Here is a 12,949-nt window from a genome sequence, read left to right as displayed (position 1 = left end):
CAGCACCGTACCCGACGTCCCCGCCGGCCCGCGCCAGCAGCGCGGCGGTGCGCGGGCCCGCGCCGAGCCGGGCTGCGGCGGCCAGGTCGGCCGCGGTGTCCACGTCCCGGCGCAGGGTGGGCCAGCCGCCGGTCAGCGGCAGCGCCCCGCTCGCCGTGTGCGCCGCCGCGGAGCCGGGGCCGAAGCGGGGCGCCAGGGGCACCCCGGGCGGCGCGGCGAGCAGGACGGTGCCGCTGCCCGGGGCGTCGGCCACGAAGCCGCGTACCCCGTCGGAGGGGACGGCCCGCAGCGCCGTGGCCAGCTCGGCCGGGCGCAGCGCCGGCAGGTCGGCGGTCAGGCCGGCCACCGCGGCGCGCGGGCCGGCCACGGCCGCACCGTGCCGGAAGGCCGCGTTCAGCCCGGCCGCCGGGTCCGGCGCGACCTCCGCGCCGGCCGTCGTGGCCTCCGCCGCCACCCGGGGGTCGTCGGTCACCACGAGCACCCGGGCCACCGCCGGGCAGGCCCGCACCGCGCCGACCGTGTCGGCCGCCAGGGCCAGCGCCAGCTCCTCATGGGGTACGCCGGGCAGCGCGCCGCGCAGGCGGCTCTTCGCCGCCCCGAGGCGCTTCACCGGCACCACCACGGTCCAGGTCGGCTCAGGCACGTGACAATCCTGCCAGTCGGCCGGCGGTACCCTCACTGGCCGGACCGGGGGCGAGCAGGCATGATTTCGTCCCGGGGCGTGCGCGCATGGGGCGGAACGAGGAGGCAGGGTGGCACCGCGGAGGCTGGGATTCTGGCCACGGTTCGCCGTGGTGCTGGTGAAGCCGGTGTTGACCGTCTGGACGCGGCGCACCTGGCGGGGCATGGAACACCTGCGCCGCGACGGCGGCATCATCATCGTGCCCAACCACATCTCGCACGCGGACCCGCTGGTGGCCGCGCACTTCATCTACGACTCGGGGCGCTGGCCGCAGTTCCTCGGCAAGGCCAGCGTGTTCAAGGTGCCGGTGATCGGGTGGATCCTGCACCGCTGCAGGCAGATCCCGGTCGAGCGCGGCAGCGTCGAGGCGGTCAAGTCGCTGGACAAGCTGGTCGCCGCGCTCAACGAGGGTGGCGCGGTGGTGATCTACCCGGAGGGGACCACCACGCGGGAGCCGGACCTGTGGCCCATGAAGGGCAAAACCGGCGCGGCCCGGCTGGCGCTGGCCACCGGTGCCCCGGTGATCCCGGTCGCCATGGTCGGCCCGGAGAAGATGTTCGACCCGCGGACCGCCCGCATCGGGCTGCGGCCGCGTACGCCGGTGACGGTGGTCGCCGGTCCGCCGATCGACCTGAGCCGGTGGGCGGGCGCCACGCCGACCCGGGCGATCCTGGAGGAGATGACCGACACGATCATGCTGCGGATCCGGGACCTGGTGGCCGAGATCCGCGGCGGCACGCCACCACCGCTGTGGGAGCGGCCGGCCCGGACGCGTACCCCCGAGGTGACCGAATGAGCGAGCGTAGCGAGCGAATCAGCCAGCTCAGTGCGCTGGAGCCTCATGTCGTCGCCCACCGCAGGGAGGCGACGGCATGAGCGGGCATGTCGCTGTGCTCGGCGCGGGGTCGTGGGGCACGGCGTTCGCCAAGATCCTCGCCGACGCCGGCCGGGACGTGACCATCCTGGCCCGGCGCGCCTCGGTGGCCGAGGCCATCCGGACCGGGCGGCACAACCCGGACTACCTGCCCGACGTGCGCCTGCCCGACCGGGTCACCGCGACGGGTGACGCCGAGGAGGCGATCGCCGGGGCCGAGGTGGTGGTGCTGTCCGTGCCGTCGCAGACGCTGCGCGCCAACCTCGCCGACTGGACCCCGTACCTGGACGCCGACGCCACGCTGGTCTCCCTCATGAAGGGCATCGAGCTGGGCACCACGAAGCGGATGAGCCAGGTGATCATGGAGACCGCCGGGGTGCCCGCCGACCGGGTGGTGGTCGTCTCCGGGCCCAACCTGGCGCCGGAGATCGCCGCCGAGCAGCCGGCCGCGACCGTGGTGGCCGGCACCGACAGCCGCCGGACCGCGCTGGTCCAGTCGTCGATCCGGACGCCGTACTTCCGGCCGTACACCAACGACGACGTGATCGGGTGCGAGCTGGGCGGTGCGGTGAAGAACGTGATCGCGCTGTCGTACGGCATCGCCACCGCCATGGGCTTCGGCGACAACACCCGGGCCATGCTCATGACCCGCGGCCTGGCCGAGACCGCCCGGCTGGGCGTGGCGCTGGGCGCCGACCCGATCACCTTCGCCGGGCTGGCCGGCATGGGCGACCTGGTCGCCTCCTGCTCCTCGCCCCTGGCCCGCAACCGGACCTTCGGCGAGCACCTGGGCCGGGGGGAGACCCTGGAACAGGCCCAGGCGGCCACCCGGCAGACCGCCGAGGGCGTGAAGAGCTGCCTGGCCATCCGCGACCTGGCCCGGGCGCACGGCGTGGAGATGCCGATCACCGAGCAGATCGAGCGGATCTGCCACGAGGGGATGGACCCGCGGCTCGCCGTGGACGCCCTCATGAGCCGGACCGCGAAGCCCGAGTCGTACGAGTGAGTTGGCGATGACCGACGAGTGGGGGGACGGCACGCGCAGCGTGCACGCCGGGCTGCCCGCTCCGGAACCGGGCCAGCCCTTCCTGCCCGGCCCGGTCTTCGCGGCGCCCTACCACCTCGACCCGTGGCGGGGGCCGGCGGCGACCCCCAACGGGTACGGGCGGCCCGACAACCCCACCCGGCGCCTGCTGGAGGCGGCCGTCGGCGAGCTGGAGGGCGGCGACTGCCGGGTCTTCGCCAGCGGCCAGGCGGCCATCACCGGGCTGCTGCTGGCCGTGCTGCGCCCCGGGGACACCGTGCTGCTGCCCGCCGACGGCTACTTCCCGGTGCGCGCCTTCGCCACCGACACCCTCGCGGGCATCGGGGTGCGCGTCGGCTTCGTGCCGACCGCCGGGCCGTACCCGTCGTTCGAGGGCGTCCGGCTGGTGCTGCTGGAGACCCCGGCGAACCCCGGCCTGGACGTGGCCGACGTGACGGCGCTGGCCGTCGCGGCGCACGGCGCCGGGGCCCTCGTGGCGGTCGACAACACCACCGCCACCCCGCTCGGGCAGCGCCCGCTGGAGCTCGGCGCCGACGTGGTGGTCGCCTCCGGCACCAAGGCCCTCACCGGTCACTCCGACCTGCTGCTCGGCTACGTGGCGACCCGCTCGGGGGAACTGCTCGACGCGGTGACCGCCTGGCGGACGACGACCGGCGGGGTGCCGGGGCCGTTCGACTGCTGGCTGGCCCACCGCTCGCTGGCGACCGTGGACCTGCGGCTGGGCCGGCAGACCGCCAACGCCGAGGCGCTGGCCCGGCTGTTCGCCGGCCGCGCCGACGTCACCGGCGTGCGCTGGCCCGGGCTGCCGACCGACCCGGCCCACGCCGTGGCCTCGGTCCAGATGCGACGGATGCCCGGCGTGCTCTCCTTCGACCTGGGCGACGCCGACCGGGTGGCCCGGTTCCTCGACGCGTCCCGCCTGGTGGCCGCCGCGACCTCGTTCGGCGGGCTGCACACCACCGCCGACCGGCGGGCCCAGTGGGGGGACGACACCCCGCCCGGCTTCGTCCGGCTCTCCTGCGGCATCGAGGACACCGCGGACCTGGTGGCCGACGTGACCGCCGCGCTGGACGCGGCCTGACACCGGCGTGGCCGCTCCACTAGGGTGACGGGCAGCAGCGGCCCGCGCGGGCCCCGATTCGAGGAGGTGAGACCGATCCACCAGCAGAGGACCGGCGCTCCCTCCGAGTCCGCGTCGCCCCAGGGTTAGGCGACGCCGGGAGCGCCGACGAGCGTTCCCGAAAGGCCTGCCATGACACCCACCCTGTTCACTCCCGACCGTCCCGCCCTCGTCGGGCGGCTGCGCGCCGCCGGCTGCGTCTTCGCCGAGGACGAGGCGGAGCTGCTGATCGCCGCCGCCGGCTCGGCCGAGGCGCTGGCCGACCTCGTCGACCGCCGCGTCGCCGGCCTGCCGCTGGAGCACCTGCTCGGCTGGGCCGAGTTCTGCGGCCTGCGGGTCGCCGTCGACCCCGGGGTGTTCGTGCCCCGCGGGCGGACCGCCCTGCTGGTCGCCGCCGCCGCGGCGGTGGCCGGCCCGTCGCCCGCCGTGCTGGATCTCTGCTGCGGCTCGGGCGCCGCTGCGCTGGTGCTGCACGGGCGGCTGGCACCCCGCTGGCTGGCCGCCGCCGACCTCGACCCGGCCGCCGTGGCGTGTGCCCGCCGCAACCTCGACCCGCTGGGCGTCCCGGTTTACGAGGGCGACCTGTTCGCGCCCCTGCCCACCGCCTGGCGGGGTCGGCTGGACCTGGTGGTGGCGAACGCGCCGTACGTGCCGAGCGGAGCGGTGGCGATGCTGCCGCCCGAGGCGCGGCTGTACGAGGCGCCGGTGGCGCTGGACGGCGGCGTGGACGGGCTGGCCGTGCTGCGCCGGGTGGCCGCCGGCGCGGCCGAGTGGCTGGCCCCCGGCGGGCACCTGGCGGTGGAGGTGAGCGCCGGCCAGGCCGGCGCGCTCTGCGCGGTCCTGGCCGACGCCGGCCTGAGCCCGACCGTGGTGCGCGACGACGAGCTGGAGGCCACCGCCGTCACGGCCCGCCGGCCCGGCTGAGCCGCGCCCCTGACCCCGCCCGGTTCCGGACCGGGCGGGCACGCGCGACCGTGGCGGGACGCCGCACCGCCCACTAGCCTCTGATCAAGGCTCGGTGGGAGGCGGTGGCGGTGGGCAGCGCGGGTGTGCCGGTGGTGGTGGGTCTGGACAACGGCGGCACGAGCAACAACGCCACCGTGCTGACCGTCGACGGCCGGTTCCTGGTGGACGGGCTCGTGGAGACCCCGAGCGAGGTGCAGGCCGGGCCGGAGGCGGCGATCGAGGCCCTGGCCCGGGCGCTGGACGGCGTGCTGGCGCTGACCGGGGTGCCCCGCGAGCTGGTCCGGGCGGTCGGGCTGGACACGCCCGGCCCGGCCAGCGCCACCGGGGTGATCTCCTCGCGCGGCTCGACCAACTTCTCCCAGCCGGCCTGGCGCGGCTACGACGTGCGCGGCGCGCTGGAGCACCGGCTCGGCCTGCCGGTGGTCTACGCCAACGACGGCAACGCGGCGGCCCTCTACGCGCACCACGTGCACTTCGGCGCCGACGCGATGCAGCGTTCCTCGGTCGCCGCGATCGTCGGCACCGGGCTCGGTGGCGGCGTGGTGGAGGGCGGCCGGGTGGTCGGCGGCGCCGCCGGCATGGCGGGCGAGTTCGGGCACGTGCACGTCCCGCTCGACGGGCTGCTCGCGCCCGGCCAGGCGGTGCCGGTCTGCGCCTGCGGTTTCGCGGGGGACGCGGAGAGCGTCGCCTCGCTCACCGCCATCGTGAACAACCTGCTGCCGTACTGGTTGGGCCGGTTCCCGGAGCATCCCCTCGCCGCCGAGGAGCCGGCCCGGGCGGCGAAGCTGGTCCGCGGCTACGGCGAGCGGGGCGACCCGTTGGCCCGCGAGGTCTTCACCCAGCAGGCCATGGCGCTGGGGCGGCTGTTCACCATCGCGGCCAACTTCACCGACCCGCACGCGTACTTCGTCGGCGGCGGGGTGGTGGAGGCCGCGCCGGAGTTCCGCGACTGGTTCCTGGCCACCGTGCGGGAGCACACCGTGCTCCGCGCCGAGCAGCGCGCCGTGGCCTCCTTCGCCCTGGTGCCGGACCGGGACATGGCCGGGGCGCGCGGGGTGGCCGTCGCGGCGCTGGAGGCGGTCCGCGGCGGGGCCGCCGCCGGCCCGCTGGTCGCCGGCTGAGCCGTGGCGTCGCCGCCGCGGCCGGTCAGGGGCGCGGCGGGGCGCCGGTGAAGGCGGCCCAGGCCGCCGGGGGGAAGACCAGCACCGGGCCGGCCGGGTCCTTGGAGTCGCGGACCGCGACCGCCTCCGGCAGCAGGGCCATCTCGACGCACGCGCCCTCATCGCCGCTGTGGCTGCTCTTGCGCCAACCGGTCGCCGCGGGGCCGCTGTTCGTGCCGTTCATCGCTTCTACCTCTCGTTCAGCAGGCGGAGGAGCTCGTCCCGGCTGGCCGCCGGGCTCAGCGCCACGGTCCGCAGGTGCTCCATGATCTTGGTGCAGGTGCGCAGGTCGCCCGGCCGGTCCAGCACCATCTGCCCGGCGACCGTCTCCACCGAGGCGATGATCGGGTCCTCCGGATCCGCGAACTCCAGGATGTGCAGCGACCCCCGCGTCCCCCGGTGGTATCCGGCGGCCAGGGGGATCACCTGCACGGTGATGTTGGGCAGCTCGGCCATCTTCAACAGGTGCTGCAGCTGACCCCCCATCACCGTCCGGTCCCCGACCGGGCGCAGTAACGCCCCCTCGTCGATGATGGCGTCGAGGATCGGTGGATCGTCACCCGTGAGTCGTTGCTGGCGGTCGAGCCGCAGCTTGACCCGCTGCTCCACCTGCTCGTCGCTGAGTGTGTGCGGGCCGCCGCGCATGACCCCGCGGATGTAGTCGGCGGTCTGGAGCAGGCCCGGCACCACCGACGGCTCGAAGTTGGCGATCCCGGTCGCCTCCGCCTCCAGGGCGATGAAGTCGATGGTCCGGCGGTCCAGCAGGTACGAGTAGGAGACCCACCACCCGGGCTTGCGGGCGTCCTTGGCGAGCTGCACGGCCGCGGCGATCTCGTCGGGGCCCACCCCGTAGAGGGTGAGCAGCGCCCGCACGGTGGCCGGGTTGACCAGCGTCTGCGCGTTCTCGTAGCGGGACAGCGTGCTGCGGGTGCTGTTGATCTCGTCGGCCGCGGCCTCCAGGGTGAGGCCGGCGGCCTCCCGGTGGGTCCGCAGGGCGATGCCGAGCCGTCGGGCCCGGGCGGTCTTCGGCGCCATGCATCGATGGTCGCACATCAATGGGAAGTCGGGCATGAGAGAACTCCGGTGAGAGTTGCATTCACGCGTGTCCACCTGTCAATCTGTGACGGCGTCCTCACCGCCGGTTGTCGTGGCGACGGTGGTGGTGAGCGACCGGAGGGGATGGGGCGCGCGGCGATCGGGTTTTACTCCCCCACGACCCGATCGCCGCGTGCCCGTACCGGCACGCCAGACGGGGAGGAGACGCGATGACGGCGACGGCCCGCGACGCCGGGGGTGGACGGGGATGACCCGGTTCCTCGTGGTCCTCACCGACGTGCGCCCCCTCGACGGGGTCTGGCGCAACGAGCGGACCAGCCCCGAGCGCCGCCGGCAGGTGGTCGGCGCGAACAACCGCGAGGCGGCGGAGCGGATCGCCGGCGCCTTCATGGCGCTGGGCATGGTCCGCGCCGGCCGGCAGCGGGTCAAGGTCATCGCGGTCGGGCGCCGGCCGCGGACCCCGGACCACCTGAACTGAACCGGGCCCGCCCCCGGGACGCGGTGACGGGGGCGGGGAGCCGGGCGGCCGGTGGCAGATCGCCACCGGCCGCCCGGGCTCGCCACCGCTCGCGCCGCCTCGATTCACCTCTGCGCTCTCGGAGCCGCCCGGTTACTCCGCGTATATGGGTCACTGACCGGATGCCGGCCGCTGCGTCGTCTCCCCGGGTATCGGCTGCCGGCGCTCGCCACGCACAGTAAGGTCAGCGGGTGAGCGCCACCGGCGAGCACGGCCAGCCGCAGTCGCGAACGGAGAGGTGACTCCAGTGACCACCCCAGGCAAGACCCGCGTGGCGATCGTCTTCGGCGGCCGCAGCCCCGAGCACGGCATCTCCTGCGTGAGCGCCGGCAGCGTGCTGGCCGCCCTCGACCCCGACGAGTTCGAGGTCGTGCCGGTCGGCATCACCCGGCAGGGCCAGTGGGTGCTCGCCAGCGGCGACCCCGGCCAGCTCGCCATCGCCGACCGCAAGCTCCCCGAGATCACCGCCGGCTCCGGCGCCGAGCTGGTGCTGCGCGCCGACCCGGCGGTGGGCGGCCTCATGGTGCTCGACCCGACCCAGGGCCCGGTGGCGCTGGCCGACGTGGACGTGGTCTTCCCGGTGCTGCACGGCGCGTACGGCGAGGACGGCACCATCCAGGGGATGCTGGAGATGGCCGACATCCCGTACGTCGGGGCGAACGTCTTCGCCTCGGCGGCCGCCATGGACAAGGAGTTCACCAAGAAGCTCTGCGCCGCCGAGGGCATCCCGGTCGGCCCGTACGTGGTGCTGCGGGCCGGGATGACGCTGACCGAGGAGGACAAGGAGCGCCTCGGGCTGCCGGTCTTCGTGAAGCCGTCCCGGGCCGGTTCCTCGTTCGGCATCACGAAGGTCGACGACTGGGCGCAGCTCGACGCGGCGGTCGCCACCGCGCGGGAGATCGACACGAAGGTGCTGGTCGAGGGCGCGATCGTGGGCCGCGAGATCGAGTGCGGCGTGCTGGAGGGCGAGGCCGGCGGCGCCCCGGAGGCGTCGGTGCTGGCCGAGGTGCGGGTGGTCTCCGGCCACGACTGGTACGACTTCGAGGCCAAGTACATCGACGACGCCTGCGAGTACGACATCCCGGCGAACCTGCCCGAGCAGGTGACCCGGCAGGTGCGGGAGTACGCGACCCGCGCGTTCACCGCGCTGGACTGCTCGGGCCTGGCCCGGGCCGACTTCTTCGTCACCCCGGAGCTGGACGTCTACCTGAACGAGATCAACACCATGCCGGGCTTCACCCCGACCTCGATGTTCCCTCGGATGTGGGCGGCCAGCGGTCTGGAGTATCCGAAGCTGGTCAACCGGCTCATCCGCACCGCCCTGCGCCGCGCCGGCCGCTGACTGCGCGGCCGGCCGGCGACGGTCAGGCGGAGCAGCCGGACGGCGCCGTCTTCGCGGCCGGCACCGAGGCGACCACCGCGTCGGAGATCGGCGTGACCCACTGGAGCGGCTGCTCGTACTGCTTCGGGACGCGCACCCGGACCGGGGTCTCCCGGTCGACGGTGGTCAGCACGGTGGCGTCCGCCTCCTGCACGGCGTGCCAGCAGACCTTGTTCACCGACCAGACCTCGTCGGTGGGCTGCACCAGCGGCGGCGTGCCGCCGCAGGCCACGGTGAGCGCCGGGTCGCCGTACGCGGCGTTCTGCTCGGCGCCCGCGGTGACCGGTCGCTGCGCCAGGTCACGGACGGTCGCCGGGAGCTGCGACACGAGGGCGCGGCACACCGTGGCCGGGCGCTCGGCCAGGGCCGGGGCCGGCAGTTCGACCGGCGTGGTCGACTGCGGCCGCACGGCGCTCGCCGACGGGCTCGGCTCGGCGGCCGGGGTGTCGGGGGCGAGCTTCGCGAAGGTGAACCCGGCCACCGCCAGGGTGACCGGCACCGCGACCAGCGTCGCCCAGAGCGCCGCGCTGCGGTTCGACCGGTCGCGACGCGCCGGGCCGGACTCGTCGGAAGCGGGGGAGGACGTGACTTCTTCCACTTACAGCCGCACCACCGAACACGTGAGGGTGCGGGTGATGCCGGGCACCATCTGCACCTTGCTGACGATGAGTTTGCCGAGCTCGTCGACGGTGTTCGCCTCGGTGAGGACGACCACGTCGTAGGGCCCGGTGACGGCGTCGACGCGCACCACGCCGGCAAGGTCCGCGATCAGACCGGCCACGTCACGCGCCCGACCGACCTCCGTCTGGATGAGGATGTACGCCTGTACCACGACTCGACCTCCGTCCGTCGCCGCCTGGGGCGGCCCGAAGGGTGAAACTACCCTACGGAGCGGCCCTGATCCGTATCGGTCGCCGGCCGGATGCGGTGAGCGGGCCCACGTCGGGGTAGTGGTGGCGGGACGGCCAAGCGGGAAGAGCGCGACGAGGGGACGGCATGACGGTCGCGAATGTCGGTGAGTTCGGGCTGATCGACCGGGTGACCGCCCGGTTGGCCCAGGGGGAGAGCTGCCTGCTCGGCCCCGGAGACGACGCGGCCGTGGTCGCGGCGCCGGACCGGCGGGTGGTGGCCTCCACGGACGTGCTCGTGGAGGGGCGGCACTTCCGGCGGGACTGGTCGGGGGCCCGCGACGTGGGACACCGGGCGGCGGCGGCCAACCTGGCCGACATCGCGGCCATGGGGGCCACCCCGACCGCGCTGCTGGTCGCTCTCTGCATGCCCGCCGACCTCGACCCGGCCTGGGCCGAGGAGCTGGCCGACGGGCTGGGCGCGGAGGCGGCCCTCGTGGGCGCGAGCGTGGTCGGCGGGGACATGTCGGCCAGCCCGACGCTGACCATCGCGGTGACCGCCCTCGGTGACCTGGCCGGCCGGGCGCCGGTGGTGCGCTCCGGGGCCCGCCCGGGCGACGTGGTGGCCCTGGCGGGACGCACCGGCTGGGCGGCCGCCGGCTACACCGTGCTGTCCCGGGGGTTCCGCACCCCCCGGCTGCTGGTGGAGGCGTTTCGTCGCCCCGAGGTGCCGTACGCGGCCGGTCCGGAGGCCGCCGGGCGCGGCGCCACCGCCATGATCGACGTGTCGGACGGGCTGGTGGCCGACCTGGGGCACGTGGCGAAGGCCAGCGGGGTGGCCGTCGACCTGACCCGGGAGGCGTTCGAGGTGCCCCGGCAGATGCGCGACGCGGCGCAGGCGCTCGGCGTCGACCCGTACACCTGGATCCTGGCCGGGGGCGACGACCACGCCCTGGCGGCGACCTTCCCGGCGACCGCGACGCTGCCCGAGGGCTGGCGGCCGGTCGGACGGGTGACCGAGGGCGCCGGGGTGACCGTGGACGGGGCGCCCTTCGCGGGCGCCGCCGGCTGGGACCACTTCCGCCGGGCGGAGTGATCTGCGTCCGATGCGCGCCATCGGGCCCCGGGCGGACCGGGGGCCGGTCGTAGGCTTGCCTGTCGTGAGCGAGATCGAGATCCGGGTGCGGCGCTTCGACGCGCCCGAGTCGCAGGCGTTGATCCGGGCGGCCCTGGCCGACCTCGGGGCGCGGTACGGCGGCAGCGGCGACGATACGCCGGTCGACGCGGCCGAGTTCGAGCCGCCGGCCGGCACCTTCCTGGTCGCCTACCTCGACGGGCAGCCGGTGGGCTGCGGCGGCTGGCGCAGCCACGGCGACGACGGCGAGACGGCCGAGCTGAAGCGGATGTACACGGCGCCGGCCGTCCGCGGCCGGGGCGTGGCCCGCGCGGTGCTCGCGGCGGTCGAGCACTCCGCCCGGACCCAGGGCCGTAAGCGGATCATCCTGGAGTGCGGCGACAAGCAGCCCGAGGCGATCGCCATGTACACCTCGGCCGGCTACGAGCGGATCCCGAACTTCGGCTTCTACCAGGACGCCCCGGGCTGCCTCTCCTACGGCCGCCCGCTCTGACCCCGGTCAGCCCGCGGTGATCCGGATCTCGCCGGCGGCCTTGCGGGCGGCGCTCTCCGCCTCGGCGGGGGTGGCGCCCCAGGCCAGCAGGTGCCCGCTGCGGTGCGCCGACGAGAGCAGCTCCGGCACGTGGTCCCCGACCTTCGCCTCGACCTGCACGTCGAGCACCCCGGGCACCCGCAGGGCGTCCCGCCGGCCGTCCACGGCCGTGACCCGGCCGGGCGGGGCGACCAGGAACTCGACGGCCGCCGCGCCGGTCGGCCGCGCCGGCAGCGTGGGGCGCTCGCCGCGCAGCACCCGCAGGTACGCCTCGATGAAGTCGACCTCGTAGGCGATCGAGACCAGCGCGGTGATCATGTCGCCGGGCATCCGGGCGGCGCACTCGACAAGCGTCGGCACGCCGTCGACCAGGATCCACTCGCTGTGCAGCATGCCGCTGCGGAAACCGGCCGCCTCGGCGAGCCGGACCGCCGCGTCCCGCAACGCCCGCCGCTGCGTCTCCGGCAGCGCGGACGGCACGGTGTGCCCGGTCTCCACCGGGTGCCGGCCGCCGGCGATCCGCTTGTCCGTGACGTTGGCGAAGATCGTCTCGCCCTCGACGACCAGCAGCTCGACGCTGTGCTCCGAGCCGACCAGCAGCTCCTCCACGAGCACCCCGGTGGGCAGGCCACGCTCGGTGGCCTCGGCCGGCTCGGGCGGGGTGGCGCTGGCCGCCCAGCACGCGGCGATCTCCGCCGGGTCGGTGACCAGCTGCACGCCCAGGCTGCCGGAGCGGCGGGTGGGCTTGAGCACGCACCGGCCGCCGTGCGCCCGGGCGAACTCCGCCGCCCGCGCCGGGTCGTCGACCAGCTCGTACGCCGGGTTGGCCAGGCCGGTGGCGTCGGCGAGCAGCCGCATCCGGTGCTTGTCGGAGAACACGTCCGCGGCGGCCACCCCGGCGCCGGGCAGGCCGAGCCGGTCGGCGAGCCGGGCGGCGGCGCCGACGGCGTACTCCAGGCCGGGCAGGACCAGCCGGGCCGTGGCGAGGCCGGGCTCCCGGGCGAGCAGGGCGTCGGCGTCGAAGCCGGTCTGGTACTCGGCCGGCACCAGCCGGGCGACCATCGGCAGCCCGGCGGCGAAGCGCTCCAGGCCCCGGCGGCGGATCACGTCCGGCTCCTCGACCAGGACCACGCTGCCCGGCGGCAGCTCCTGGGCGAACCAGCGCAGCGAGCCGAACGACCCGCCGACCACCACCAGCTGCTCCCGCCCCAGGTCCAGCTCCACCGGTCGTTCCTCCCCACGCCTGGCGCCGGAACGGACGCCCGGCGCAGCAGCACCCTAACCGGGCCGGCCCGGTCGGCCGCCGTCCGGTCGGGGAACGGTCAGCGCGGGGCCGTGGACACGACAGAAGCCGGCGGACCCGAGGGGTCCGCCGGCATCCGGCGAAACTGTGGGGGCGGTGCTACCGCGTCAGGCGCGGGTGACCTTGCCGGCCTTGATGCACGAGGTGCAGACCTGCAACTTCTTGGTGGTGCCACCACCGGCCGGGGTACGCACCGACTGGATGTTCGGGTTCCAGCGGCGGTTGGTCCGCCGGTGCGAGTGGGACACGTTGTGGCCGAAGCCCGGCCCCTTGCCACAGACGTCGCACACGCTAGCCACGGGATACTCCTGGGATTGAAACGTTCATGAG

Annotated in this window: 15 protein-coding genes and 1 pseudogene; 9 read left to right on the top strand and 7 right to left on the bottom strand. The window is 75.3% G+C overall.

Annotation, left to right across the window (positions count from 1 at the left end; translation table 11 throughout):
* Positions 1–10: 10 nt before the first annotated feature.
* Positions 11–643, bottom strand: a pseudogene (cofC, locus tag FXF50_RS29785) (2-phospho-L-lactate guanylyltransferase); the annotation flags it as partial.
* A 109-nt stretch (positions 644–752) separates the two neighbouring features.
* On the opposite strand from cofC, the gene FXF50_RS10485 reads away from it, so the two are divergent.
* The 5 genes from FXF50_RS10485 (at position 753) to FXF50_RS10465 (ending at position 5,808) form a co-directional block, all read left to right on the top strand.
* The gene (locus FXF50_RS10485; protein WP_148427030.1) at positions 753–1,478 is read left to right on the top strand and encodes a 1-acyl-sn-glycerol-3-phosphate acyltransferase; all 726 of its coding nucleotides are present in this window, start codon (positions 753–755) and stop codon (positions 1,476–1,478) included.
* Between the two features lie 76 nt (positions 1,479–1,554).
* Positions 1,555–2,562 (top strand): NAD(P)H-dependent glycerol-3-phosphate dehydrogenase, encoded by a 1,008-nt coding sequence (locus FXF50_RS10480; RefSeq protein ID WP_091312560.1) that lies wholly within the window; start codon positions 1,555–1,557, stop codon positions 2,560–2,562.
* 7 nt (positions 2,563–2,569) lie between these two features.
* A complete protein-coding gene (locus FXF50_RS10475) occupies positions 2,570–3,682 on the top strand; it encodes a cystathionine gamma-lyase (protein ID WP_148427029.1) in 1,113 nt (370 codons plus the stop codon).
* A 171-nt stretch (positions 3,683–3,853) separates the two neighbouring features.
* Positions 3,854–4,645 (top strand): putative protein N(5)-glutamine methyltransferase, encoded by a 792-nt coding sequence (locus tag FXF50_RS10470; protein WP_148427028.1) that lies wholly within the window; start codon positions 3,854–3,856, stop codon positions 4,643–4,645.
* Positions 4,646–4,755: 110 nt separating this feature from the next.
* The gene (locus FXF50_RS10465) at positions 4,756–5,808 is read left to right on the top strand and encodes an ROK family protein (protein WP_148427027.1); all 1,053 of its coding nucleotides are present in this window, start codon (positions 4,756–4,758) and stop codon (positions 5,806–5,808) included.
* 25 nt (positions 5,809–5,833) lie between these two features.
* On the opposite strand, the gene FXF50_RS10460 is transcribed toward FXF50_RS10465, so the two are convergent.
* Complete coding sequence (locus FXF50_RS10460; protein WP_148427026.1) at positions 5,834–6,031, bottom strand: DUF397 domain-containing protein; 198 nt, start codon at positions 6,029–6,031, stop codon at positions 5,834–5,836.
* A 5-nt stretch (positions 6,032–6,036) separates the two neighbouring features.
* Positions 6,037–6,882 (bottom strand): helix-turn-helix transcriptional regulator, encoded by an 846-nt coding sequence (locus tag FXF50_RS10455; RefSeq protein WP_148427025.1) that lies wholly within the window; start codon positions 6,880–6,882, stop codon positions 6,037–6,039.
* 268 nt (positions 6,883–7,150) lie between these two features.
* Here FXF50_RS10455 and FXF50_RS10450 point away from each other — a divergent pair, with 268 nt between their 5' ends.
* Both FXF50_RS10450 and FXF50_RS10445 read left to right on the top strand, forming a co-directional pair.
* Entirely contained in the window at positions 7,151–7,381 is a 231-nt protein-coding gene (locus FXF50_RS10450) for a hypothetical protein (protein ID WP_148427024.1), read from the top strand.
* 286 nt (positions 7,382–7,667) lie between these two features.
* Positions 7,668–8,762: a D-alanine--D-alanine ligase family protein gene (locus tag FXF50_RS10445; RefSeq protein ID WP_107078968.1), complete on the top strand. Its 1,095-nt coding sequence runs from the start codon at positions 7,668–7,670 to the stop codon at positions 8,760–8,762.
* A gap of 22 nt (positions 8,763–8,784) precedes the next feature.
* Here the strand turns inward: FXF50_RS10445 and FXF50_RS10440 are convergent, their stop codons facing one another.
* Both FXF50_RS10440 and FXF50_RS10435 read right to left on the bottom strand, forming a co-directional pair.
* Positions 8,785–9,399: a DUF3515 family protein gene (locus tag FXF50_RS10440; RefSeq protein ID WP_148427023.1), complete on the bottom strand. Its 615-nt coding sequence runs from the start codon at positions 9,397–9,399 to the stop codon at positions 8,785–8,787.
* On the bottom strand, positions 9,400–9,633 hold the full coding sequence (locus FXF50_RS10435) for an Lrp/AsnC ligand binding domain-containing protein (protein ID WP_013284547.1): 234 nt from the start codon (positions 9,631–9,633) through the stop codon (positions 9,400–9,402).
* Positions 9,634–9,797: 164 nt separating this feature from the next.
* Here FXF50_RS10435 and FXF50_RS10430 point away from each other — a divergent pair, with 164 nt between their 5' ends.
* On the top strand, positions 9,798–10,745 hold the full coding sequence (locus FXF50_RS10430; RefSeq protein WP_148427022.1) for a thiamine-phosphate kinase: 948 nt from the start codon (positions 9,798–9,800) through the stop codon (positions 10,743–10,745).
* A gap of 64 nt (positions 10,746–10,809) precedes the next feature.
* Entirely contained in the window at positions 10,810–11,277 is a 468-nt protein-coding gene (locus tag FXF50_RS10425) for a GNAT family N-acetyltransferase (RefSeq protein WP_148427021.1), read from the top strand.
* 6 nt (positions 11,278–11,283) lie between these two features.
* Here the strand turns inward: FXF50_RS10425 and FXF50_RS10420 are convergent, their stop codons facing one another.
* Both FXF50_RS10420 and rpmB read right to left on the bottom strand, forming a co-directional pair.
* Positions 11,284–12,540 carry an ATP-grasp domain-containing protein gene (locus tag FXF50_RS10420; RefSeq protein WP_148427020.1) on the bottom strand — a complete coding sequence of 419 codons (1,257 nt, stop codon included), beginning with the start codon at positions 12,538–12,540 and terminating at the stop codon, positions 11,284–11,286.
* A 186-nt stretch (positions 12,541–12,726) separates the two neighbouring features.
* Positions 12,727–12,918: a 50S ribosomal protein L28 gene (gene rpmB / locus FXF50_RS10415; RefSeq protein ID WP_013284551.1), complete on the bottom strand. Its 192-nt coding sequence runs from the start codon at positions 12,916–12,918 to the stop codon at positions 12,727–12,729.
* Positions 12,919–12,949: the final 31 nt, after the last annotated feature.

It is taken from the genome of Micromonospora sp. AP08, assembly GCF_008085935.1.
GTDB classification, from domain to species: Bacteria; Actinomycetota; Actinomycetes; order Mycobacteriales; family Micromonosporaceae; genus Micromonospora; species Micromonospora chersina.
The sequence above is the reverse complement of the archived record's forward strand: the minus strand, read 5'-3'. Positions and strand labels throughout refer to the sequence as shown.